The sequence below is a fragment of the Epilithonimonas pallida genome (genome assembly GCF_900182975.1).
Taxonomy (GTDB): domain Bacteria; phylum Bacteroidota; class Bacteroidia; order Flavobacteriales; family Weeksellaceae; genus Epilithonimonas; species Epilithonimonas pallida.
This window is the reverse complement of sequence record NZ_FXUO01000003.1, coordinates 460,142-486,255: the sequence shown is the minus strand read 5'-3', so window position 1 is coordinate 486,255 and position 26,114 is coordinate 460,142. Positions and strand designations below refer to the sequence as shown.

The window sequence follows — 26,114 nt, the reverse complement described above, 5'->3', positions numbered from 1 at the left end:
CGGTAAACCCATAATGTTGAAAAAAGCTCCCGAAGCTTCCGTTCAACAGGGTTTTCATTGTTCGTGCTTCGCACGCAACGAAAACTTAGCTATTGTGTGCATGGCTTTTAGGATCTTTTCGGAAATATTTCATTTCGGAACCATCAAAATAACTTGTACTGTTGGCACCGTCTCTTACGAATAATTTATTGGGCAGATGTTTAATAATGTCATCATGATTGCCTTCACCAAAAATAACTTCAAGATCTGTACTTTTTGCAACAATAAATGTAGCATAATTTATAATTTCATCAGAAAGCCTGCTCGCAGGAGCAGCATAGATCCCTATTTTTTTTCCAAGATTTTTAGCTTTTCTGAAAAGATATTCAACAGTTTTTGAAGGGATTTCAAGTTGGGTCAGAATCAGATCTGCATTAACCAGATATTTCTCCGCTTCATCAATATTTGAAGGAGATAGGTTATAATTGGCCGCAGGAATTACCGTAATCGAGTTTCCTTCTTCCGAAGCCGTAACATAAGCTGTTCCTGTATCTTCGTCTTCATCCTCGAAAACATAAGCAACGTTCACTTCCTCGTCATCCAGATTTCTTAAGACCTGTTGTCCATAAGGATCCATTCCTACTCTGCTTATAAGAGATGTCTGCGCTCCCAAACGCGACGTTGCAATTGCCTGATTAGCACCTTTTCCACCCAAATAGCTTCTCAGATTCTGAGCAAGAACAGTTTCATTGGCCGTCGGAATTTTGTTGGTTCTGAGGATCAAATCTATGGAAGAACTTCCTACAACTACAATCTGAGGTTTTATATTATTTAGTTTCATTTACAAATACCCGTACTTTTTTTTAAAATCAAGTATAATCACTACACCGATTTCATTTGAGCTAATGTAATCAATTAATCGGTTCCGATTTCAATAAACTCAGAAATTAATTTAACTGGTTTATTTCCAGAAGAATAACCTATATAACTAGCATAAAAACCTTCGCCATAACCAGTCTCGAAAGCAATGATATTTTCCTTCTTTACGTCGTAAGGTTTGAGAACTGCAAACTGGTCAATCGCTCCGTTTTCATCAAAGAAATGAGAATGAAAAAACTCTTCATAGATCCCCATAAAGTCAGCTCCTTTTTTATGAAAAAGTTCCTGCTCCAATTGATTAAGAGAACTCTGAGCATCTTTGTCCATAAAACTTCCCATTCCTGATTCTACAGGATAGCCGAAGATTTCCCCTTCTTTAAGATCTTCAGGATTCTGATGATCACAAAGTGCCAAAACCCAATTCTCGGCCAATTGATTCTTATCAAAAACAATTTCTGCATAGGCTATGCAATTGGATTCTCTTTCCTTATGAACAAAAACCGGAAAATCACCTTTCGGAAATTCTTGTGTAAATGCAGAATGGTCGGGTGAAATCAAAACATCGCTGGCCACAATTTGTCCGGATGAGATATGAATCTTCCCGACTTCGTAGGTTTCCAATAACGGATTTTCTACGAAGTCCCGGGAGAACAATTTTTTAATATTTTCTATGTGAGTCATTACAAACTTTTCAGTTTTTCTTCAAGAAGCGCAATTTTATCCTGCGCATCTTTTTGTTTTTTACGCTCAACTTCTACAATTTCTGGTTTTGCATTGGCCACAAATTTCTCATTGGAAAGCTTTTTATCAACCGATATCAAGAAACCTTTCAGATATTTGATTTCCTCTTCGGTCTTTGCTTTTTCTTCACTTAGATCAAGATTTTCACTTAACGGAATAGAAAATTCATTAGCTCCAACCAAGAATGTGAAACTTGGCTTGTCCGTTTTTTGATTGAAATTAATTTCCGAAATATTCGCCAATTTCTGAATCACCTCAGCATTTGCCAATCCGGAAACATTCGTGAAAACTTCAACTGTTTCTCTTGGCGAAATCCCTTTGGATTGGCGATAGTTTCTAATGCCGGAAATGACTTCCTTAGCAAAATCGAAATCCTTAATTTTATCTTCATTATAAGGTTCTGATTTTTTCTGTTGAGCAATTACCAAGGCTTCGGAAATACTTCTTTCGGAGATATTTTGCCAAAGTTCTTCTGACAAGAAAGGCATAAATGGATGTAATAATTTCATCAATTCCTCGAAATAAACAATCGTTTTCTGATAAACTTCTTCACTAATCGCTTCTCCAAAATTAGGTTTGATTGCTTCCAAATACCAAGCACAGAAATCGTCCCAAATCAGTTTATAAACCAAATGCAATGCATCAGAAATCCTGAATTTTGAGAATTGATCTTCAATTTCAGCAATTGTTTTATTCAATTGTTCTCCAAACCAATTGATTGTCTGCTTATCATATTCTTTAGCCTTGATATTTTCATCACGTTTCCAACCCTGGATCAATTTGTAAGCATTCCAGATTTTCGTAGCAAAGTTTCTTCCTTGCAACATTAGATCTTCATCAAACAACAGATCGTTTCCTGCAGCAGAACTCAACAAACTTCCGACTCTTACACCGTCAGCTCCATATTTTTCAATAAGGTCAATTGGATCGGGTGAATTACCTAATTGCTTAGACATTTTTCGTCTTTGCTTATCTCTCACTATTCCTGTGAAATAAACATTCTTGAAAGGAACATCTTTTCTATATTCCAAGCCGGCCATAATCATTCTGGCAACCCAGAAGAAAATAATATCCGGACCAGTTACCAAATCTGAGGTTGGATAATAATAATTGATATCTTTATTTTCCGGATCTAAAATACCTTCAAATACCGACATTGGCCACAACCAAGATGAAAACCAAGTATCCAAGGCATCTTCGTCTTGTTTAAGGTTCTCGGTTGTCAGTTGTTGATTATTAGTTTTTTCTTTAGCTAAAACCAAAGCATCTTCTATATTTTCAGCAACTACGAAATCATTTTCGCCCGTTCCGTAATAGAAAGCCGGAATCTGCTGTCCCCACCAAAGCTGACGCGAAATGTTCCAATCATGAACATTTTCCATCCAATGACGGTATGTATTTTTGAACTTTTCAGGATGGAATTTGATTGTGTCATCCATCACCACATCCAAAGCCGGCTTTGCCAATTCTGACATTTTCAAGAACCATTGAACAGACAATTTTGGTTCGATAATCGCTCCGGTTCTCTCAGAAGTTCCAACATTATTGACATAATCCTCTGCTTTAATCAAAAGATTTCCTTCCTGTAGTTCTTTAGCAATTTCTTTTCTAACTACAAATCTATTTTTACCTATATAATGTCTCCCGTTTTCACTTGCATTTTGATTTAAATTAGCTTCATCATCAAAAATATCAATAATTTGAAGCATTACATCATAAGCATTTAATTTTTCCTTATGTAAATTATTATATCTTTTAAATATTTCGTAGTCATTAATATCGTGAGCCGGCGTAATTTTCAAAGCGCCGGTTCCGAATTCGATGTCAACATAATCATCTTCGATGATTGGAATTACACGATTTACGATTGGAACGATTACATTCTTGCCTTTGAGGCTCTGATATCTTTCGTCATTCGGATTTACACAAACTGCAACATCCCCGAAAATAGTTTCCGGACGTGTAGTTGCAACGGTTAAGAAATCTTCTGAACCTTCGATTTTATATTTAAGATAGAATAATTTCCCATTTTGTTCTTTGAAAATGACTTCTTCATCAGAAATATTGGTTTTCGCTTCCGGATCCCAATTGACAACTTTGTAACCACGGTAAATTAGCCCTTTATTATAAAGATCAACAAAAACTTTGATAACAGACTTAGAAAGATTGTCCTCCATCGTGAATCTTGTTCTGTCCCAGTCGCAGGAGCAACCCAGTTTTTTCAATTGTTCCAGAATGGTTCCTCCGTATTTTTCTTTCCATTCCCAGGCATGTTTCAGGAATTCTTCTCTCGTGATATCTTTTTTGTTGATACCTTCAGCCTTCAGTTTCGCAACAACTTTTGCTTCTGTAGCAATAGAAGCATGGTCCGTTCCCGGAACCCAACAAGCGTTGAAACCCTGCATTCTTGCTCTTCTGACCAATACATCCTGAATTGTATTATTCAGCATATGTCCCATATGAAGAATACCCGTCACATTTGGCGGAGGAATTACAATAGTGTACGGCGGTCTGTTATCCGGAGTGGAATGGAAAAATTTGTTCTCTAACCAGAAGTCATACCATTTTTGTTCAGTTTCCTGTGGATTGTATTTGTCTGCAATCTGCATTTTAAAATATTTTTTTGGCTTGTAATTTGCAAAAATAACACAATGTGAAAAAATTAACAGCACATATTCAAATTATTTATAACTTTGAACTTTAAAAATTTAATTAAAACAAAAACAATATGAAAAAGATTCTTGCAGGATTATTTATGACAGGAGCTATCGCTTTTGCATCTGCTCAAACAATTTCATTCGACAAAACAACTTTTGACTACGGAAACGTGAAAGCGGGTTCTGATGGTCATCGATTTTTCACTGTAAAAAACACAGGTGACAAGCCTTTGATTATCAGCGAAGTTAAACCTTCTTGCGGTTGTACTACGCCTGAATGGAGCAAAGATCCTATCTTACCTGGAAAATCTGCTCAGATCAAAGTTGGTTATAATACCGGCATCAAAGGTTCTTTCAATAAACTGATCGAAGTTTATTCTAATGACCCTCAAAATAACAGATCGGTTCTTTACATCAAAGGAACTGTTGAAGATCTTGCAGGAGAAAATGCTGAAGCAAAATTAACTGCTGCTCCTGAAGCTAAGGCTGTTGCACAAGTTAAAGCAATTCCTGCTACCGACTCTAACAGCAGAGCTGCTAAAAAGGCTGTTAAAAAAGTTGAAGCTGCTAAATAAATAGCAGATTACAAATTAATATTATAAACCGTTTCTTTTTAGAGACGGTTTTTTTATTTTTACATTAAATCAAATTTTATGGGTTATAATTTTTCAGATGATTTTCTGGTTAAAGAAAATTCAAAATTCGAAATAAAAAAACAAAGCACCAGTTATAAAGGCAAAATTGATAAAGATGAAGCCAAAGAACTTTTGGAAACCGAAAAAGAAAAACTGCGGCTCTTGCAGGAAAAGTTGTATGCTGATGGAAGTCAATCTTTGCTCATCGTCCTCCAGGCGATGGATGCAGCCGGTAAGGACAGCCTGATAGAACATGTTTTTGGAGGAGTGAATCCTCAGGGCTGTGAGGTGAAAAGCTTCAAAACCCCAAGTTCCAAAGAATATTCTCACGATTTTCTTTGGAGGCAATATCAAGCGCTTCCCGAAAAAGGGAAAATCGGAATTTTTAACCGTTCACATTACGAAAGTGTTTTGGTTTGCAAAGTTCACCCGGAGTATAATCTCAGCGAGAAAGTCTGGACAGATCTAAAACAATTTGACAAGAAATTCTGGGGAAACAGATACGAAAGCATCCGAAATTTTGAAAAACATCTTGCCAATAATGGAACCAAGATTATCAAGATCTTCCTGAATGTTTCCAAGGAAGAGCAAAAACAACGTTTTCTTGACAGGATCAATGAAGATGATAAGAACTGGAAATTTTCTGCCGGAGATGTCACAGAACGGGGTTTTTGGAATGATTATATGAAAGCTTACGAAGAGGCAATCAACGAAACCTCTACTGATTCGGCTCCTTGGTTCGTAATTCCGGCTGACCAAAAATGGTTTTCCAGAGTTGCGGCGATTCAAATTATCATTGATAAATTGGAAGAAATGAATCTGCAATATCCTGAACTTGCCGAAAAAGAAAAAAGCGCGTTGCTTGAATCTAAAGTGAAACTGGAAAATGAATAAAAAAAACCGTCAAAGTTGACGGTTTTTTTATTTATTGATTCAAAAGCTTTGCAACTTCCGGTGCAGCATAAGTGAAGATCATATCCGCGCCTGCACGTTTGAAGCTTGTCAGACTTTCTATCAATACTTTATCATTATCCAGCCAGCCGTTTTGTGCAGCAGCTTTCAGCATTGCATACTCACCACTCACCTGGTAAACTGCAATTGGTTGCGTAATAAGCTCACGGATTTTGGAGACGATATCCAGATAAGGCATACCCGGTTTTATCATAATGATATCTGCGCCTTCTTCTACGTCTCTCAAAGCTTCATCAATAGCTTCGCGGGAATTATGGAAATCCATTTGGTACGTTTTTTTATCTGCAGGAATTTCCTGCGCATCAACAGGCGCACTATCCAGAGCACTTCTGAAAGGTCCGTAAAATGCACTTGCATATTTTGCCGCATAAGATAAAATCCCGACATCCGTAAATCCATTTTCTTCCAATCCTTCTCTCATTGCAATCACACGGCCATCCATCATATCACTCGGAGCCAAAATGTCAGCACCGGCTTCGGCGTGGGAAATCCCCATTTTCACCAAGGCTTCTACCGTAGAATCGTTATCGATTTTTCCATTTTTGATAATCCCGTCATGACCATAAATAGAATAAGGGTCTAATGCCACGTCCGGCATTACAACTACTCCCGGAACTGCATCCTTGATCGCTTTTATGGTATTCTGCATCAATCCGTTCGGGTTCCAGGCTTCTTTTCCGGTATTATCTTTGAGGTTGTCAGAAACCTTCATATAAAGATTAACTGCCTTGATTCCTAAATCATAATTTTCTTTAACAGTTTGTACCGTTAAATCTAAACTTTGTCTAAAAACGCCTGGCATTGAAGAAATGGCTTCTTTTTTGTTGTCTCCTTCCATAACAAACATTGGTAGTACCAAATCGTTTGTTGTAAGGCTAGTTTCACGGACAAGACTTCTGATGGAATCATTGGTTCTTAGTCTTCTGTTTCTTGAAATCATCCTGATAAAAATTGTTTATGCAAATTTAATTATACTTTTACGGATAAACTATTGCATAATCAATTTATTTAAAATATATTTGTGTAATATGTTATGTAACATTTGAAAGCGAATGAAAAAATTTCTATTTTTTATTATATTTACGGTAGTTTCAGTTGGATTTTCGGGAGAAATGAAGGCTCAATCAGCTCGTACAATTGCCGGACAAAAGACCGATGATGGTGTTTTGGTGGCATATCCCAATCCTACTAAAGATGTTTTGATTTTGAAATCTAAAGATGATTCTGCAAAAATCAGAATTGTGACCTTTTTCTCAATTTTGGGAGCTCAGGTTGCTGAATATACAATTAACAGCAACAGCGCCGAGCTGAGATTAGACAAACTACGTCCGGGAAAATATCTTATGAGATATGTACTGGATGATAATACTCAGAAAATCACTCAGATTATCAAACAATAAATTCAGTTTAAAATATACAGTGCCGGTTAAACCGGCATTTTTTATTGGTATCCTATAATTCCGTAAATTTGTCCTAACCACGAAATTTAAATTATGAGAAAATTAATTACTTTAGTTTTTATCATTTTCTGCCAGATTATTAATTGTCAATTTAGAAATACTCTATATGACAACCATCAACTGACTGCATCATTACGAGGCGGACTGGATTTCCCTTCTTACGATAATCAAACCCAATTTATTGATTACAAATACAATATAAATCTGGGAGCTTCCGTTGATTTCTATTTCAATTGGATTGGATTAGGCGTTGATTTCGATTATCTAAGAAACACTACAAAAAACACCTATCCAACTGAGAATCTTTATAATGGATCGGCTCCACTTTCTATTATTAATTTAAAGGAAAATAAGGTTGAAAGATACTTCCTGGGAATTGGGCCAAACTTCAGATATATCATTAATGACAACTTAAGTTTAGCCTTTAAATTAAAAGGCGGAATCTCTAATATCAAAGGTGGAGAAACATCCTTAGTTTCGAATTCTTACCATCTTAATTATCACAATGGCTACAATGAAAAAAATATCCTAACCGGAAAAGGACAGGTTGAATTGAACTGGTTTTTTTCAGAATATGTTGGGTTGAATGTTGGTGGTTATTATATACAACACTTCCAAGCTAAAGATCAGATTAATAACAATTCTGTTTCCGGATATATACCTTTTTCCGAAAGTAATAATCAGTATCATATTAATCCATCAGCTTCTGAAATAAGAAATAACAGTCTTAATCACGAGATCCATTCAGTTGGCGTTTTTGCGGGACTAACTTTTAGAATTCCCACTGGTGGTTCCAATCCCGATTATGGATTATCCGTGATTGCCAAAGATAAGGAAACCGGGTTGGTATTACCCGATACTTTTGTAGAGCTTTATAAAAACGGAAAACGAGCCTACTTTGCGAGAACCAACTCACAGGGTGTGGCTTTCTTTAAAAATATTAAGCCTGACAATTACGAAATCAAAGGAAGCCTTTATAATATTGACCTCATTTCAAACAAAGCCGCTAAAAATGAGTTTGTAAAAAATTCCACAATCAAGAAAGAGATCTCTACAGATCCGGAAACATTCTTTGTGAAGGGGCAGGTTAATATCTGTAATTCTAAAAATCCTTTGAGGGATGTAACAGTCGTTATCAGGAATAATGAAACGGATATCTACCACGAGATGAAAACCGATATTGATGGAAAATTCTATTTCAAAGCAGATAAGAATTCGACTTATAACATTTATGGCAAAAAAGGAAATTACTTTTCTCAGACAGAAACTGTCACTTCCCAAAAAGTGAACAGAAGCAATACGCTTTTTCTTAATCTCCAGGTTTGTATGGAGGAAACAACTTGTGGAAAGCCAATTAACCTGAAGAATATCCACTATGATTTGGATAAATTTTTTATCCGTGAAGAGGCAAAAGCTGAGCTTAACAAATTGGTTCAGTTTATGAAAGATAATCCAAAAATCAATGTAGAATTATCGTCTCACACAGACTCGCGAGCTTCTGATGATTATAATAAAACGCTTTCTCAGAATCGAGCCAATGCAGCAGTAGATTATCTGGTCTCGAAAGGAATTAATAAAATCCGTCTAAAGCCCATTGGTTATGGCGAAACAAAACTTCTGAACAAATGTAGCAATGGCGTAGATTGTACAGAGGAACAGCATCAGTTAAACAGAAGAACGGAGATGAAAGTTATTTGTCCTTGATGTAAAACCACTTATTATAAATGACAAACCCAATAATTGCTCCTGAAGTATTGAGAATAACATCGTCAATATCAGCATAACCTCTTTTGAAAAAATATTGAGAAAACTCGATGATATTGATTATTAAAAAAAATGTAAGTAACAACCATTTGAATTGATTCAGTTTTGGATATAGAATCCCAAGAAAGCCATAGGGAATAAATAAAATAATATTTCCAAAAATATTTTCAAAAGCTTGAGTTTTATTCCATAAAATAACTTTTGTTGAATATTCATTTATTGTTTCAAATGGAACAGTTTTTATTTCAAACAAGATGGCAGGCGAATAACGAAAACTGGCAAAAAATAATAGATATAAAATCCAAACCGTATAAACATTAATAAAAACAGGATAATACCTGTTAACAAATAACCTCATCAATTAAAATTATAACGTAAAAATATTTAAAATAAATGAAAACAAGCACAATAAAAGCTTTCGGAACACAGGCTGCCGAAAATGATCTGGAATTATTAACCATAGAAAGAAGAGAAGTCCAGCCAAAAGACATCAAAATTGATATCTATTACTGTGGCGTTTGCCATTCTGATCTTCACACCGCAAGAAACGATTGGGGCGGCACTGTTTATCCGGCAGTTCCAGGTCACGAGATTGTCGGAAAGGTATTGCAAGTCGGATCAGAAGTTACCAAGTTCAAAATTGGAGATCTTGTTGCTGTAGGTTGTATGGTAGATTCTTGCAGAACTTGCCACAGCTGCGAGCAGGATTTGGAACAATTCTGTGAAAAAGGATTCACGGGAACTTATAACGGAAAAGATAAATATTTTGAAGAGACCAGAACATTCGGAGGTTATTCTGAGTCTGTTGTGGTTGATGAGCATTTTGTCCTGAGACTTCCGGAAAATCTGGACATGGCAGCCGCTGCACCACTTCTTTGTGCTGGTATTACAACCTGGTCCCCTCTTAAACACTGGAACGTGACAGAAAACTCTAAAGTTGCAGTTGTAGGTTTGGGTGGATTAGGCCATATGGCTATCAAACTGGCAAAAGGCTTGGGCGCAGAAGTGACCTTGTTCTCCAGAACTCCCGGAAAGACGGAAGATGCAAAAGCATTAGGAACTGACCATGTAGTTATCTCAACAGACGAGGAGCAGATGAAATCCGTTTCCAATAAATTTGATTTGATTATCGATACTGTTCCTTATGAGCACGACATCAATCCTTATATGCAGACTTTGACTGTAAACGGAACTTTAGTTCTGGTTGGCTTCATTGGCGAGTTTGAGAATGATGCTGTAAGTACAAGACCGATGATTTATAAAAGACGCTCTGTTGCAGGTTCATTGATTGGCGGTATCAAAGAAACACAGGAGATGCTGGATTTCTGTGGTGAGAAAAACATTGTTTCTGACATCGAAATCATCAATATACAGGACATCAACAATGCTTACGAAAGGATGCTAAAAAGTGATGTGAAGTACAGATTTGTTATCGATATGAAAAGCCTGAAGAATTAATTTTAATTCAATTCAAAAATAAAAAAGAGAGGACATCTGCTGGTGTTCTCTCTTTTAGTTTTAGAGGATTTCTCAGGTCAAAATTTAGACAAGACTAAAGCATCTTAAAAAAAACCTCCGTATGTTTTGCTAAAAAGACACGTACGTTTTAGTTAAAAGATACGTGCGTTTTGATGAAAAGGCACGTGCGTTTTGAGGCACCCTTGGGAACACCCTATCCATCGGACTTGCAGAAGTCCATTTTTTTAATATCTAGAAGTTACTTTTTAGACTTAAAAATGGTTTCACAACCATCAGTTTCCCATCGATAGGCTGATTAGTTTTTAAGCTTTTTATCTTGAATTGAATATTGAAATTCTCGCAGATTTAGCAAATCGCACATATTTTTAGTCCTAATTTATTTGCAAAAACAGTTTTATCAGGATGGTGATTTAAAAATAAAATCCCGACTCTTGTGAAGAATCGGGATTGATATGTTAAGAGAAATATCTTAAGCCTGAACGTTGTTACCTCCTAATACGAAAGGTTCAACTTCTTTGATCTCTCCGAATTGTTGCTCATAGTTAGCAATATTCTGCTGAAGTGCAGCTAAAACTCTTTTAGCGTGAAGCGGAGCAACGATAACTCTGCTTCTTACTTTAGCCTGCTGTACACCTGGCATCAATTGGATAAAATCCAAAACAAATTCTGATGGTGAGTGGTTTACTAAAGCTAAGTTAGCATAAACACCAGCAGCTACCATTTCATTAAGCTCAATATTGATGTTGTTTGGATCTTGATTTTGGTTGTTGTCCATTTTGTTTAATTTATTTTGTTTAAAATTTGAAATTTGAGATTGTGAAAATATAAAAAATAATTTCAAACCTCAAATTTCAAATGAATTTATTAGTTAATATCTTCGAATTCTTTTCTAGAACCTACGATGACGTTTTGGTAATCTTTAAGACCTGTACCTGCAGGGATTCTGTGTCCTACAATTACGTTTTCCTTAAGACCATTCAAGAAGTCGATTTTTCCGGAAACCGCCGCTTCATTAAGAACCTTGGTTGTTTCCTGGAATGACGCTGCTGACATAAATGACTTAGTCTGTAACGCCGCTCTTGTAATACCCTGTAATACAGGTGTAGCTGTTGCAGGAAGCGCCTCTCTTACTTCAACTAGAGCTTGATCTTCTCTCTTCAGCTTCGAGTTCTCGTCTCTCAGTTCTCTTGCAGTAATCATTTGTCCCGCTTTGAAAACCTTAGAATCTCCCGGCTCTACAACAACCTTCAGTCCGAAAACTCTGTTGTTCTCTTCCAAGAAATCATATTTGTGCTCAAGCGCACCTTCCAGGAACTGAGTATCTCCTCCATCAACAATCTCAACTTTTGTCATCATCTGACGAACAATAATCTCGAAATGCTTATCATCAATCTTCACCCCTTGCAAACGGTAAACCTCTTGGATCTCGTTAACCAAGTATTCCTGAACCGCAGTTGGACCTTTGATTCTCAAGATATCGTCCGGTGTGATAGAACCGTCAGACAATGGATCGCCAGCATAAACGAAGTCATTTTCCTGTACCAAAATCTGGTTTGATAATTTCACTAGATATTTCTTGATCTCTCCGGTTTTAGCCTCTACGATTAATTCACGGTTACCTCTCTTGATTTTACCGTAAGAAACAACTCCATCAATCTCGGTTACTACCGCTGGGTTAGAAGGATTTCTAGCTTCGAATAATTCGGTAACTCTTGGAAGACCTCCGGTGATATCCCCTGCTTTTGCAGATTTTCTTGGGATCTTGATCAGGACTTTACCAGCCTTGATTTTTTCACCATCGTTTACCATAAGGTGGGCTCCTACCGGTAAGTTGTAAGCTTTTTGCTCAACACCTTTAGAATCTACCACTTTCAAAGTAGGTACGGCTTTCTTATTTCTGGATTCAGAGATTACTTTCTCTTCGAAACCTGTTTGTTCGTCGATCTCCAATTGGAAGGAAACACCCTGGATGATATCTTCATATTCAACCTTACCGGAAGTTTCTGCAATGATAACCGCGTTATACGGATCCCATCTTGCGATAAGATCACCTTTTTTCACTTTATCACCCGGCGATACAGACAATACAGATCCATAAGGAACGTTAGCTACCATGATTGGTGTTCTGGCTTCGTTATCGGCAACCAATCTGAATTCTGTTGAACGGGAAACAACGATATCCGCTGAGTTTCCTTCTTCATCTTCAGACTTAATAGTTCTAACTTCATCCATCTCAACAATACCGTCACGTTTTGCAACAATACTTGGATTTTCTGAGATGTTACCTGCAGTACCCCCTTGGTGGAAAGTTCTCAGTGTTAACTGAGTTCCCGGCTCACCAATAGACTGTGCAGCGATTACACCAACAGCTTCTCCCATATGGATTCCTTTTCCTGTTGCAAGGTTACGTCCGTAACACTTAGCACAGATACCTTTTTTAGCTTCGCAAGTTAATGGAGAACGAACTTCAACAGCTTCGATTCCAGCATCCTCGATTTGCTTAGCAACCGCTTCAACGATCAATTCATCAGCGTTAGCCAACAATTCATCCGTTTCCGGGTGGTAAATATTGTGAAGAGAAACTCTACCAAGGATTCTATCAGAGATTCTTTCTACGATATCATCGTTTTTCTTAAGTGCAGTCACTTCTGTCCCTCTCAATGTTCCACAGTCGTCTTCCGTAATGATAACGTCCTGTGCAACGTCTACCAATCTTCTTGTCAAGTAACCAGCATCGGCCGTTTTAAGAGCGGTATCTGCAAGACCTTTACGAGCACCGTGGGTAGAGATAAAGTATTCCAAGATCGATAAACCTTCTTTAAAGTTGGCAACGATCGGGTTTTCGATGATCTCTGCTCCAACAGAACCAGCTTTTTGTGGTTTTGCCATCAATCCTCTCATACCGGATAACTGACGGATCTGTTCCTTAGAACCCCTCGCACCAGAATCAAGCATCATAAATACAGAGTTGAATCCGCCTTGGTCAGACTTCATTCTGCTCATAATCATTTCAGTAAGACCTGCATTGGTATTAGTCCAAACGTCGATTACCTGATTATAACGCTCTGTATCTGTAATAAGACCCATGTTATAGTTAGCCTTGATCTCATCAACATTCTCTACAGCCTGAGCAATCATTGCTTTTTTCTCCGCAGGGATCACGATATCTCCAAGACTGAATGAAAGACCTCCTTTGAATGCGTTAGCATATCCAAGGTTTTTCATATCATCCAAGAACTTAACCGTCGTTGGGAAATCTGTATCCGCAAGGATCTGACCAATTACATTTCTAAGAGATTTCTTAGTCAATAACTCGTCCACATATCCAACTTGCGCAGGTACAATCTGGTTGAACAAGATTCTACCAACAGTTGTGTTTGTTAATTTAGTCACAATCTCTCCGTTCTCTTTGATTGGAAGACGACATCTTACTTTTGCGTTAAGAGACACTTGCCCTTCTGCATAAGCAATCTCAACTTCTTCCGGAGAATAGAAAGCCAGACCTTCACCTTTTACTTTGTAATCCTCAGTAGAATGAGCTTCTTTGGTCATAAAATACAAACCCAAAACCATGTCCTGAGAAGGTACCGTAATTGGAGAACCGTTTGCCGGGTTCAGGATATTCTGAGAACCTAACATTAATAACTGAGCTTCCAAAATTGCTTCTGGTCCTAACGGTAAGTGAACCGCCATCTGGTCACCATCGAAATCGGCGTTGAAAGCCGTTGTTACCAATGGGTGAAGTTGGATCGCTTTACCTTCAATCATCTTAGGCTGGAACGCCTGGATACCCAATCTGTGAAGCGTAGGTGCTCTGTTCAGAAGAACAGGGTGACCTTTCATCACATTTTCAAGGATATCATAAACTACAGGCTCTTTTCTGTCGATGATTCTCTTAGCTGATTTTACTGTTTTTACAATTCCTCTCTCAATTAGTTTTCTAATGATAAACGGTTTGTAAAGCTCAGCAGCCATATCTTTTGGCAGACCACACTCGTGCAATTGTAAGCTAGGACCTACAACAATAACCGAACGCGCTGAGTAATCTACCCTTTTTCCCAATAAGTTCTGACGGAAACGACCTTGCTTACCTTTTAATGAATCAGAAAGTGATTTCAATGGTCTGTTGGATTCCGACTTAACAGCAGAAGATTTTCTGGTGTTATCGAACAATGAATCTACTGATTCCTGAAGCATACGCTTCTCGTTTCTCAAGATTACTTCCGGAGCTTTGATCTCCAATAATCTCTTCAAACGGTTGTTTCTAATAATAACTCTTCTATAAAGGTCATTAAGATCAGAAGTTGCGAAACGTCCTCCATCCAATGGAACCAATGGTCTTAGTTCTGGTGGTATGATAGGAAGAACTCTCATAATCATCCATTCCGGACGGTTGATCATTCTTGTATTAGCCGCTCTAAGCGCTTCTACAACATTAAGTCTCTTAAGAGCCTCTGTTCTTCTTTGCTTAGAAGACTCGTTGTGCGCTTTGTGTCTCAAATCGAATGATAATGAATCTAGGTCGATTCTTCTCAGCAATTCTTCAACCGCTTCCGCTCCCATTTTAGCAACGAATTTATTCGGATCAGAATCATCAAGATATTGATTCTCTACAGGAAGTGTCTCCAGAACATCCAGATATTCTTCTTCTGTCAGGAATTCTTTATCATCGAAATCTGAACCGTCTGCTTTCTTAGCAATACCTTGCTGAATCACTACATATCTCTCGTAGTAGATAATCATATCCAATTTCTTGGAAGGAATTCCTAACAGATAACCAATTTTGTTCGGTAAAGAACGGAAATACCAGATGTGAGCCACAGGCACAACAAGGTTGATGTGTCCAATTCTCTCTCTACGTACTTTTTTCTCTGTAACTTCTACCCCACATCTATCACAAACAATCCCTTTGTAACGGATTCTTTTGTATTTTCCACAAGCACATTCGTAGTCTTTTACAGGACCAAAGATCTTCTCGCAGAACAAACCGTCTCTTTCCGGCTTGTGCGTACGATAGTTGATCGTTTCCGGTTTTAGAACTTCTCCTCTCGATTCCTGAAGAATGGATTCTGGTGAAGCTAAACCAATAGTGATTTTATTAAATCGACTTGTTTTATTTTTATTTGACATTTTTTGATCAGATTTTAGATTTTAGATTTTAGATTTTAGATCAAATGCTAATGCACAGAAACTAAGACCATCTAAAATTCATCATTTAAAATTTAAAATTATTCTTCAAGTCTTACATCAAGTCCAAGACCTTGTAACTCGTGAAGTAATACGTTGAAAGATTCCGGAATACCAGGTTCTGGCATTGCTTCACCTTTTGCAATCGCTTCGTAAGTTTTTGCTCTACCAATCACGTCATCCGACTTCACTGTCAGGATTTCTCTAAGGATATTAGACGCTCCAAATGCTTCAAGAGCCCAAACCTCCATCTCTCCAAATCTCTGACCTCCAAATTGCGCTTTACCTCCTAAAGGCTGTTGCGTAATCAATGAGTAAGGTCCGATAGAACGTGCGTGCATCTTATCATCTACCATGTGTCCTAACTTCAGCATATAGATCACACCAACCGTTGCAGGCTGAGTAAATCTCTCACCTGTACCACCGTCATAAAGGTGTGTGTTTCCGAATTTAGGAAGACCTGCCTGGTCTGTATATTCAGTGATTTGTTCTAAGCTAGCACCATCAAAGATTGGTGTAGCGAATTTCAAACCTAACTGCTTACCAGCCCATCCAAGAACAGTTTCGTAGATCTGCCCGATGTTCATACGAGAAGGTACCCCAAGTGGATTCAGTACGATATCTACCGGTGTTCCATCCTCAAGGAATGGCATATCTTCTTCACGAACGATTCTTGAAACGATACCTTTGTTACCGTGACGACCAGCCATTTTATCACCAACATTCAGTTTACGTTTCTTAGCGATGTAAACTTTAGCTAATTTGATAATACCTGCAGGTAACTCGTCTCCGATAGATAATGCAAACTTCTCACGGTTTTTAACACCCGAAAGATCGTTGTATTTAATTTTATAATTATGGATCAACTGCTTGATCAATTCATTTTTGTCAGCATCAACAGTCCAGTCAGAACCACTGATGTTTACATAATCTTCAACAGACTGAAGCAACTTCAAAGTGAACTTGGTTCCTTTACCGATTACTTCTTCATCAAGATCGTTTTTCACACCTTGAGAAGTTTTACCGGAAACTAAAGTATTCAACTTGTCAATCAAAGTATTTCTTAAATCGTCAAACTTATTTTTGTAAGTATTTTCGATTTCCTCCAACTTGATTTTTTCTTCGCTTCTTTTCTTTTTGTCCTTGATGTTTCTGGAGAACAATTTTTTGTTGATAACAACTCCTCTAAGAGAAGAATCTGCCTTAAGAGAAGCATCTTTTACGTCACCAGCTTTGTCCCCGAAGATCGCTCTAAGAAGTTTCTCTTCCGGCGTTGGATCAGATTCACCTTTTGGTGTGATTTTACCGATAAGGATATCACCAGGCTTCACTTCTGCACCGATACGGATCATACCGTTCTCATCGAGATCTTTAGTCGCTTCTTCAGAAACGTTCGGAATATCTGCTGTCAATTCTTCCATACCTAATTTGGTATCTCGAACTTCCAAAGAATATTCATCAACGTGAATTGAAGTAAACCAGTCCTCACGAACTACTTTTTCATTGATTACGATCGCATCCTCGAAGTTGTAACCTTTCCAAGGCATGAATGCAACTACTAAGTTTCTACCAAGAGCCAATTCTCCGTTCTCAGTAGCATAACCGTCACAAAGAACCTGACCTTTTTCCACTGTATCACCAACTCTTACGTTTGGTCTCAATGTAATCGTTGTACTCTGGTTGGTTTTTCTGAACTTAGTTAAGTTGTAAGTTTTAGTTGCAGAATCGAAGTTAACCAAGTCATCTTCCTCGCTTCTTTCGTATTTAATTACAATTCTCTCAGCATCTACATATTCGACAACACCATTTCCTTCCGCATTGATTAAGATTCTAGAATCTTTTGCGACTTGTTTTTCCAAACCAGTACCAACAATTGGCGCCTGAGGTTTCAATAATGGAACAGCCTGACGCATCATGTTAGATCCCATCAATGCACGGTTCGCATCATCATGCTCCAAGAAAGGAATTAATGATGCAGAGATACCGGAAATCTGGTTAGGAGCAACGTCTATCAAATCTACCTGCTGAGGTTCTACAACCGGATAATCTCCGTCCAAACGAGCAATAATTCTGTCCGTTTCGAAGTTACCGTCATCACTCAAAGCCACGTTTGCCTGAGCAATTACTCGGTTTTCTTCATCTTCTGCATTCAGATATATCGGTTTAGCCTGAAGATCTACTTTTCCATCCTCTACTTTTCTATATGGTGTCTCGATAAAACCAAGGTTGTTGATTTTTGCATACATACCCAAAGAAGAAATCAAACCGATGTTTGGTCCTTCCGGTGTTTCGATCGGACAAATTCTACCGTAGTGTGTGTGGTGAACGTCTCGAACCTCAAAACCTGCTCTTTCTCTTGATAAACCACCAGGCCCTAGTGCGGAAAGTCTACGCTTGTGCGTGATTTCTGAAAGCGGGTTGGTCTGGTCCATGAACTGAGAAAGCTGGTTAGTTCCGAAGAATGAATTGATCACTGATGTTAATGTCTTAGCATTAACCAAATCAAGTGGTGTAAATATCTCGTTATCTCTAACGTTCATTCTTTCTTTGATTGTTCTGGCAATTCTGGAAAGACCTACACCAAACTGACCTGACAATTGCTCACCAACAGTTTTGATTCTTCTGTTTGATAAGTGGTCGATATCATCAACTTCAGCCTTAGAGTTAACCAATTCGATCAAGTGTTTTACGATAGAGATGATATCTTCTTTCGTCAAAACCTGATTATCTTCAGAAATGTTAAGACCTAATTTTTTGTTCAATCTGTAACGACCAACTTCACCTAATGAATATCTCTGCTCGGAGAAGAATAATTTTTCAATGATTCCTCTTGCAGTTTCCTCATCCGGCGCATCAGCATTTCTCAACTGACGATAGATGTACTCTACCGCTTCTTTTTCAGAGTTCGTAGGGTCTTTTTGTAATGTATTCTGGATGATAGAGAATTCATTAGAATTTTCTTTGTGAATCAAGATAGACTTAACTCCGGAATCCAAAATAATATCAAGGTGCTCTTTTTCAAGAACAGTTTCTCTGTCTAGGATGATCTCGTTTCTTTCGATAGAAACAACCTCACCTGTATCCTCGTCTACGAAGTCTTCGAACCAAGTGTTCAATACTCTCGCAGCCAAAGTTCTACCTTCTACTTTTTTAAGAGCCGCTTTAGAAACTTTCACTTCTTCTGCCAGGTCAAAAATCTGAAGAATCTCTTTATCAGATTCGTAACCGATTGCTCTTAGTAATGTTGTTAAAGGTAATTTTTTCTTACGGTCGATATAAGCGTACATAACGCTGTTGATATCGGTTGTAAATTCCATCCAAGATCCTTTGAAAGGGATAATTCTTGAATAGTACAATTTGGTTCCGTTGGCGTGGTAAGTCTGTCCGAAGAATACCCCCGGAGATCTGTGTAACTGAGTTACGATCACACGCTCTGCCCCATTGATAATAAATGAACCAGAAGGTGTCATATAAGGAACCGGACCTAAATATACATCCTGAACCACAGTTTGAAAATCCTCGTGTTCAGGGTCTGTACAATACAATTTAAGTCTAGCTTTTAGAGGAACTGAATAAGTCAATCCTCTTTCTACGCACTCATCAATAGAGTAACGTGGAGAGTCTACAAGATAATCTAAAAACTCCAGTACAAACTGGTTTCTAGAATCTGTAATTGGAAAATTTTCCTGAAACGTTTTGTAAAGAGATTCTTTTTGTCGTTCTTCAGGAAGCGTGTCTAACTGGAAAAACTCCTTGAAAGACTGGATTTGGATGTCCAAAAAGTCAGGTGTTTCGATTTTACCTTTCGCGGAAGAAAAGTTAATTCTCTCATTACCTTGAACTTTAGGAGCGGCCTGTGTTTTACTCATAAAATTATAAGAAAAAAGGGTTAAAAAATATTTTGTTTAAAAAAAATATCAGAAACCAGATAAAGAGAAAGAAAAAGAGAAAGACTTTTGATGTTTGGCGCTATCAGAAGAAGTCTTGATTCTTGAATCTTTGTTCTTGATTCTAATTTCTAACTGCAACGCCGGTATATCTTTTCACGGAGTAGTGCAAAATATTTTTATTTTCTAAAGGCGTAATTAAAATATATAAACAAGAAATCCTCTTTCATAAAATGAAAGAGTTACATATTGATTACAGTATATTAATTATTAGCGCCAAAAGAACTGCAAATTTAAGTAAAAAAATTCATATATACAAAAAAAACCACTTCGCAAAGAAGTGGTTTAGAAATATTTAGATTTAAAAATTTATGGCTTAGTCCAGAAAGACCATTCTCTACCATTATAAACAGCCAATTGCTGAGGTGTTGTTCCTGTGACATACACCATCATTCCTGCAGTTGGATTGACGATGTCGGTGTAGGAATTCACTCTTGGCAAGACCATCGCTTTATTGGCATCACCTAACACCAATATTCCCGGAGTTGTATCTGTCGCGGGATTACCTCCGATTAAAGTTTTAGCTGCAGAATTTTCAGCATTGGCATCAGGAACATTAGCTGTTGTCGGCGTATATGCACCAGCAGACAAATCCGTCCAGCTAGCTACTGTGGTTGCATTAGCTGTTGTGGATGTACCGAATTTAACTTTCTGATCATTGCTATCGAAAATCAAAGTACCAGGAACTGCAGATGCCACATTCGCAGCCGCTGTTACCCAAGGTAAAACTATTCCTCTCGCGCCACCACTAGCATTTCCAAACTCTAAAGACACTGTTGCATTAGCCGGAGTGTAAGGACTTGATTTTCCAATCGTGACCTGGCCAAAGCTAATCCCTGAAATCAATATTACTAATGATACTATATATGTTTTCATATTTTTTTATTGGTTAAAATCGTTACAAGTTTGTTTTGTGTAGCAGAACCATCCTGTACCGTCATACATCTTGAGACAGTTAGCTGTTGTATCATACACCAACATTCCAACCACTGGTGTAATTGAACTAAGAGCAGATGTCGGAACTCTATTGATTACAAAGCCTTTTGTTTTTGCATCTAAAGCTGTATAAGCACCGTTCACTTTGGTCGGCCAATCACTTGTATTGCCTCCTGCTCTGGAAAGAGCCGTAATTCCGTGGTTAGTTGGCAAAGTTGTTCCAGATGTAGTTGCCGGACGGAAACATCTTCCACATTCGGCATCAGTAGCTGCCGCATTTTGGGAAGTGCCTATACCTTGCCCTATATCCGATGTTCCATCCGTATTGTCAACAATACCAGCCAGATTGGAAGGATTTGTAGTAGAATTAAAGTTGTAGTTTGCATAATTAACCAATTGCGGCACTCCGCTAGAAGAAGCAGATGTGCTTATAATCTGAGCTGGCGTGCCCGTAGTCACACCATTATAAGTAGTCTTAATCTGACCTCGATAAGCATAATTTGCGTCGGTATTAGGCAATGTTAATCTATGAACCTGATCATAACGAACAGCTTCACTGCCTTCGATTGCATCGGGGCAACCATCACCATCACTATCTACATCAAATTGATTAGAAATCCCATCTGAATCAGGATCGCAGAATCCATTTTTAACACCATTTCCACGACCTGTAATATATGTAGGCCCCACAACTAACTGACTTAGGACGATAGAGTTGGATCCAGTTCTGTTCCAGGTAATTGTATTAAAAGTATTCCCATTGTATAATTGTAAAGGGTAAAGCTGCCCTCCACTTGTTTTACTTCCATACATACTCACAGAGCCATTCTTGTGAATAATAATTCTAACAAGTGGATTAGTAGCATTTCCTGTCATGTTATAAATCTGAGGAACAGTTCCGTTACCATAAGTTGCCCCGTCAACAAACCTCACGTTATCAGTCTGATCCGGCTGAAACTCTAGTTTCGAAGTTGAAAGATCAACACCATTAATATTCAAATTAAATGAATTATCAAGTGTATAAACATCGAAAATAAAACCTAAATCCGCTGCTGGTGCGTTAAAAGTGTAAGTATTACCATCCGCAACACTGTAATTAACATCCACCACACTTTCCGGACATTCGAAAATATCTAGAATACCATCATTATCAGAATCTAAATCCAGTATATCCGGGATACCGTCCCCATCAAGATCACGTTCAATAACAGCATTAAAATCACAGGTAGTTGTACTTCCGTTAATATTATAAGTAAGTGTTCTTGTACCATTGCTACCGGTACCATTATAAGTAACCGGAATATCAATATATGTTGTAGTTGAAGTTACGTTAACATCCGTGAAACTGGTCGCAAAATCTGTCCCGGAAATATTAATTCTATATGTTCCCGGACCATAAACTGTAGAAATCGGCACTCTAAGAGTTTTCGTAGAACTTACACCTGCAACAAAAGGTGTAGTTTCCACAATTGATGCTCCACCACAGTTAAAAATGAAAGGGATATAATATGGTACCGATGCCAAATCCTGATTAGTTGCATTAAGGCCAGTAAACCCTGTATACGTTCGTAAAAAAGTGGAGGCACCTGTAGAAATATTAATACTGTAGAAATTTAATTGCGTATCATTATTTACCGAAACCGCATATACTAATCCATTCAGATAGGCCAAACCTCTAACGTTACCTACGGTCGTACTACTACTGTTAGTTGTTGTAGCTGTATATGTACCAACTGGGCCAGTAATGGTAGTAACTCTTGTAGCAGTTAAAGCAACAGGATCGATTCTATAGAGGTATCTCGTAAACGTTGTACCGTTTGTCGTATTTTGTAAAATAACATATATAAAGTTCTGATAATCAAAAAATGTATCTGTTGCCCAGATAGTTGAAGTATTACCTCCTGTTCCATTCCAGGCAGCATCACCAGTTACAGTTCCTAAATTTGAATATGTAGGATAAATTTGATACAAATTTTTAGTCGTATTACTAAAACCATAAGTTACTCCAGAAGGGTTTCCATCAGTTTTAGGGACATTATTAGTTCCTATACCACCAATAAGTGGACCTGCTGCAGGAATACTCTGACCTGTAGAAACAGTATTTTTATATATTGTACTTCCAGCTGCAGTATTGGAATGAATAAAAACCAAACCTGTAGGGTTACCTGCAGGCGTATCATAACCTACCGCCAAGTTACTTATTCTTTTCGGAGTACTGCCAGAATAGTTAGGTGTTGCTAATGGTGCAGGAAATGTTGCCGGTACGCCAGTAACATCGTATACCCTACCGGTAGCAGAAACGGATAAATACAATCTATCAACAGCTTGAGAAAAGAGCAAGTGATTACCCAATAAAAAAGCCACTACTATTAAAAGTAGATTTAATTTTTTCATAAAAGATTATTATTAATAAATGAATAATTTGCTTTGAGAAATTATTCCCAAAGAAAATGTTTAGTAAAAAAGCTTATGATCAATTAAATCTGTGGAGGTGGCCTTACAGAAAAAGCAGCGAGTTTAATCTGTAATGTACAGCTATCATTTGTAAAAAAATAATTGGTAGAATATAAGAAGTCTAATGATGAACGCGAATAATTTTCATAATAAATTATAAAGTGCTTAGCACTATGATAATCGTTACTGGGAGATATGAAAGAAATATTTCCCGAACCGGTTCCTGTCAGAAACCGACTATCGTCAAGACCATTAGAAATTTTCAGAGCTATTTCTTTTTCAGGTAAATCCGGTATTTCAGTAGTCTTTTTTTCCTTAGAAACTAATAGTTTCTTCTCAGATTTAGCTCTTTCGGAGTTTTGTTTTGTAGAAGACCGTACATCAGAATTTTTTGCAATAATCTTTATTTCATCATCATTAATTTTAATGACTTTGGAATATTGCTGTAAGTTTTTGCTTTTTGATATTTGCTCATTAAAGGCTTCATCTTTGGAATAGATAACGGCGTCTCCAACGATAGTAATCCCCGCTGTAGGAACAGGCTCATCATGTTTTATTTCCTGAGCAGAAAGAGAAAGAAATGAAAAGAAGGTAAGTAAAACAGAAAATTGCCAGCATTTAAATGATATACTGGCATAATCTTTTACTTTCTCACAGAAAGGAAATAAACTTTTTTTCACTTTGCAAAATTAATAAAAATAACTACTTATGAGCTAATGATAAGAAAATTTAACATAAAAAAAAGCGACAAGTCGTTGACTTGTCGCTTTTGATATTATTGAGTAATGATTACTTCAATTCTACTTCAGCACCAGCTTCTTCAAGTTGCTTCTTAAGCGCTTCAGCTTCGTCTTTTGGAACACCTTGCTTGATTGGAGCAGGAGCACCATCTACCATATCTTTAGCTTCTTTAAGACCAGCACCAGTTAAATCTTTTACCAATTTAACAACAGCTAATTTAGAAGCACCTGCAGACTTAAGAATTACATCGAATTCTGTTTTTTCTTCAGCAGCTTCACCTGCACCACCTGCAGCAACTACTACTGCAGCAGCAGCTGGTTCAATTCCATACTCATCCTTAAGGATAGCAGCTAATTCGTTTACGTCTTTTACTGTTAAGTTTACTAGCGTTTCAGCTAAATTTTTTAATTCTGACATTGTTGTAATGTTTTTTGTTGAATGTTTTATTTATTTTTTTGAGTGTAATTATTCAGCACTTGGAGTTTCCTCTGTGCTTTCAGCAGATGCTTCTGGAGCTTCTTCTGCTGCCGGAGTTTCTTCTTTAGCTTCTTCTACCGCAGGTGCAGCTTCTTCAGCTTTAGCTTCAACAGTTTCCGGTTTGTTTTGTAGCGCAGAAAGAACGTTTCTGATTGGAGACTGAAGCAATCCGATGATTTCACCGATCATTTCTTCTCTAGACTTGATGTTAGCCAAAGTCTCTAGGTTATTGTCACCAACATAGAAAGTTTCCTGAACAAAAGCAGACTTAAGAGCCGGCTTTTCTTCTTTCTTTCTGAAGTCTTTGATTAATTTTGCAGGAGCGTTAGCTGTTTCTGAAATCATTACAGCAGAGTTACCTTTGAAAGTACTAAACATTTCTGAATAGTCTACACCTTCAATCTGCTCCATTGCTTTTTGCAAAAGTGTATTTTTAACAACTTTTACTTTGATATTTTGTTTGAAAGCCTGTCTTCTGAAATCAGAAGATTTTCCAGCATTCAATCCTTCCAGATCTGCTACATAAACTACTTTTGCACCCTCAAGCAAATCTTTGATCTCTTGTATTGCTACAACTTTTTGGTCTTTTGTCATTGTCTTTAGGATTTAAATTAGTTAACAGATTTAGTATCAATTGCAATTCCAGGACTCATTGTAGAAGACAAATAGATACTCTTCACATAAGTTCCTTTAGCAGCAGTCGGCTTCAACTTGATTAATGTCTGGATTAATTCCTGAGCATTTTCCTTAATTTTAGCAGCATCAAAAGACACTTTTCCAATTCCTGCGTGGATAATACCATATTTATCTACTTTGAAGTCGATTTTACCAGACTTAACTTCCGTTACAGCCTTACCAACTTCCATAGTTACAGTTCCAGACTTAGGATTTGGCATCAAACCTCTTGGCCCTAAAACCCTACCTAATGGTCCTAATTTACCCATTACAGCTGGCATAGTTACAATAACGTCAACATCCGTCCAACCTTCTTTGATTTTTTGCAAGTATTCATCAAGACCTACATAATCAGCGCCAGCTTCTTTAGCTTCAGCTTCTTTATCTGGAGTTACCAATGCCAATACTTTAACATCTTTACCAGTACCGTGAGGAAGAGATACAACACCTCTTACCATTTGGTTTGCTTTTCTCGGATCTACACCTAGTCTGACAGCGATATCCACAGATGCGTCAAACTTTGCGAAATTCACTTCTTTTACCAAAGCAGATGCTTCGTCAAGATTGTAAATTTTGTTTTTTTCTACTTTGCTTAAAGCTTCTTTTTGCTTCTTCGTTAATTTTGCCATTTCTCTAAGTTTTAAGCGTTAGTTGGTTTAGTTCCTGTTACTCTCAATCCCATAGATCTAGCAGTACCTGCAACCATAGAAAGAGCAGAATCCATTGTAAAGCAGTTAAGGTCTGCCATTTTATCTTCCGCGATTTTCTTTACCTGATCCCAAGATACAGAACCTACTTTGTTTCTGTTTGGTTCACCGGAACCACCTTTGATCTTTGCAGCATCCATCAGCTGGATTGCAGCAGGAGGCGTTTTGATTACGAATTCAAAAGATTTGTCTTCGTACACAGTAATAACTACTGGCAAAACCTGCCCAGGCTTATCCTGAGTTCTTCCGTTAAATTGTTTACAAAACTCCATGATGTTCACACCCGCAGAACCCAAAGCTGGACCTACTGGTGGAGAAGGGTTAGCAGCGCCACCTTTCACCTGAAGTTTTACCATTTTAAAGACTTTTTTAGCCATTTTTTGTTGTTTAAATTTGAATAATTAATGAGTTTGGAAGCATTTAT

General features: G+C 37.6%; 20 protein-coding genes. 5 read left to right on the top strand and 15 right to left on the bottom strand.

Annotation, left to right across the window (positions count from 1 at the left end; all coding sequences use genetic code 11):
* Nucleotides 1-85: 85 nt before the first annotated feature.
* The 3 genes from QOL71_RS08365 to QOL71_RS08355 form a co-directional block, all read right to left on the bottom strand.
* A complete protein-coding gene (locus tag QOL71_RS08365; RefSeq protein ID WP_283416468.1) occupies nucleotides 86-820 on the bottom strand; it encodes a PfkB family carbohydrate kinase in 735 nt (244 codons plus the stop codon).
* Nucleotides 821-894: 74 nt separating this feature from the next.
* Nucleotides 895-1,539, bottom strand: a complete 645-nt coding sequence (locus tag QOL71_RS08360) for a DUF4241 domain-containing protein (protein WP_283416467.1) — start codon at nucleotides 1,537-1,539, stop codon at nucleotides 895-897.
* Nucleotides 1,539-4,208: a valine--tRNA ligase gene (locus QOL71_RS08355; RefSeq protein ID WP_283416466.1), complete on the bottom strand. Its 2,670-nt coding sequence runs from the start codon at nucleotides 4,206-4,208 to the stop codon at nucleotides 1,539-1,541. Before QOL71_RS08355 ends, QOL71_RS08360 begins: the two co-directional genes overlap by 1 nt.
* Nucleotides 4,209-4,327: 119 nt before the next feature.
* On the opposite strand from QOL71_RS08355, the gene QOL71_RS08350 reads away from it, so the two are divergent.
* Nucleotides 4,328-4,831: a DUF1573 domain-containing protein gene (locus tag QOL71_RS08350; protein ID WP_283416465.1), complete on the top strand. Its 504-nt coding sequence runs from the start codon at nucleotides 4,328-4,330 to the stop codon at nucleotides 4,829-4,831.
* Between the two features lie 78 nt (nucleotides 4,832-4,909).
* Complete coding sequence (locus QOL71_RS08345) at nucleotides 4,910-5,785, top strand: polyphosphate kinase 2 family protein (RefSeq protein ID WP_283416464.1); 876 nt, start codon at nucleotides 4,910-4,912, stop codon at nucleotides 5,783-5,785.
* 31 nt (nucleotides 5,786-5,816) lie between these two features.
* On the opposite strand, the gene hemB is transcribed toward QOL71_RS08345, so the two are convergent.
* A complete protein-coding gene (gene hemB / locus QOL71_RS08340) occupies nucleotides 5,817-6,809 on the bottom strand; it encodes a porphobilinogen synthase (protein WP_283416481.1) in 993 nt (330 codons plus the stop codon).
* 106 nt (nucleotides 6,810-6,915) lie between these two features.
* Here hemB and QOL71_RS08335 point away from each other — a divergent pair, with 106 nt between their 5' ends.
* A complete protein-coding gene (locus QOL71_RS08335; protein WP_283416463.1) occupies nucleotides 6,916-7,263 on the top strand; it encodes a T9SS type A sorting domain-containing protein in 348 nt (115 codons plus the stop codon).
* A gap of 93 nt (nucleotides 7,264-7,356) precedes the next feature.
* Nucleotides 7,357-9,027 (top strand): OmpA family protein, encoded by a 1,671-nt coding sequence (locus tag QOL71_RS08330; RefSeq protein ID WP_283416462.1) that lies wholly within the window; start codon nucleotides 7,357-7,359, stop codon nucleotides 9,025-9,027.
* Here QOL71_RS08330 and QOL71_RS08325 read toward each other — a convergent pair.
* On the bottom strand, nucleotides 9,014-9,445 hold the full coding sequence (locus QOL71_RS08325; RefSeq protein ID WP_283416461.1) for a VanZ family protein: 432 nt from the start codon (nucleotides 9,443-9,445) through the stop codon (nucleotides 9,014-9,016). The genes QOL71_RS08330 and QOL71_RS08325 overlap by 14 nt on opposite strands.
* Nucleotides 9,446-9,480: 35 nt before the next feature.
* On the opposite strand from QOL71_RS08325, the gene QOL71_RS08320 reads away from it, so the two are divergent.
* Nucleotides 9,481-10,545: an NAD(P)-dependent alcohol dehydrogenase gene (locus tag QOL71_RS08320; protein ID WP_283416460.1), complete on the top strand. Its 1,065-nt coding sequence runs from the start codon at nucleotides 9,481-9,483 to the stop codon at nucleotides 10,543-10,545.
* 490 nt (nucleotides 10,546-11,035) lie between these two features.
* On the opposite strand, the gene QOL71_RS08315 is transcribed toward QOL71_RS08320, so the two are convergent.
* The 10 genes from QOL71_RS08315 to rplK all read right to left on the bottom strand — a co-directional run bounded on the left by QOL71_RS08315 (nucleotide 11,036) and on the right by rplK (nucleotide 26,067).
* Entirely contained in the window at nucleotides 11,036-11,341 is a 306-nt protein-coding gene (locus QOL71_RS08315; protein ID WP_283416459.1) for a DUF3467 domain-containing protein, read from the bottom strand.
* Between the two features lie 89 nt (nucleotides 11,342-11,430).
* Nucleotides 11,431-15,696, bottom strand: a complete 4,266-nt coding sequence (gene rpoC, locus QOL71_RS08310; protein WP_283416458.1) for a DNA-directed RNA polymerase subunit beta' — start codon at nucleotides 15,694-15,696, stop codon at nucleotides 11,431-11,433.
* A gap of 98 nt (nucleotides 15,697-15,794) precedes the next feature.
* Nucleotides 15,795-19,622, bottom strand: a complete 3,828-nt coding sequence (gene rpoB, locus QOL71_RS08305; protein ID WP_283416457.1) for a DNA-directed RNA polymerase subunit beta — start codon at nucleotides 19,620-19,622, stop codon at nucleotides 15,795-15,797.
* Nucleotides 19,623-20,009: 387 nt separating this feature from the next.
* Nucleotides 20,010-20,576 carry a hypothetical protein gene (locus tag QOL71_RS08300; RefSeq protein WP_283416456.1) on the bottom strand — a complete coding sequence of 189 codons (567 nt, stop codon included), beginning with the start codon at nucleotides 20,574-20,576 and terminating at the stop codon, nucleotides 20,010-20,012.
* 6 nt (nucleotides 20,577-20,582) lie between these two features.
* A complete protein-coding gene (locus tag QOL71_RS08295; protein WP_283416455.1) occupies nucleotides 20,583-23,030 on the bottom strand; it encodes a thrombospondin type 3 repeat-containing protein in 2,448 nt (815 codons plus the stop codon).
* Nucleotides 23,031-23,113: 83 nt separating this feature from the next.
* Nucleotides 23,114-23,770 carry a hypothetical protein gene (locus QOL71_RS08290; RefSeq protein WP_283416454.1) on the bottom strand — a complete coding sequence of 219 codons (657 nt, stop codon included), beginning with the start codon at nucleotides 23,768-23,770 and terminating at the stop codon, nucleotides 23,114-23,116.
* 109 nt (nucleotides 23,771-23,879) lie between these two features.
* Complete coding sequence (gene rplL, locus QOL71_RS08285; protein WP_283416453.1) at nucleotides 23,880-24,248, bottom strand: 50S ribosomal protein L7/L12; 369 nt, start codon at nucleotides 24,246-24,248, stop codon at nucleotides 23,880-23,882.
* Nucleotides 24,249-24,296: 48 nt separating this feature from the next.
* On the bottom strand, nucleotides 24,297-24,902 hold the full coding sequence (rplJ, locus tag QOL71_RS08280; RefSeq protein WP_283416452.1) for a 50S ribosomal protein L10: 606 nt from the start codon (nucleotides 24,900-24,902) through the stop codon (nucleotides 24,297-24,299).
* A gap of 17 nt (nucleotides 24,903-24,919) precedes the next feature.
* Nucleotides 24,920-25,612: a 50S ribosomal protein L1 gene (rplA, locus tag QOL71_RS08275; RefSeq protein WP_283416451.1), complete on the bottom strand. Its 693-nt coding sequence runs from the start codon at nucleotides 25,610-25,612 to the stop codon at nucleotides 24,920-24,922.
* Between the two features lie 11 nt (nucleotides 25,613-25,623).
* Nucleotides 25,624-26,067, bottom strand: coding sequence for a 50S ribosomal protein L11 (rplK, locus tag QOL71_RS08270; protein WP_089796334.1), 444 nt, complete (start codon nucleotides 26,065-26,067; stop codon nucleotides 25,624-25,626).
* Between the last annotated feature and the right edge of the window lie 47 nt (nucleotides 26,068-26,114).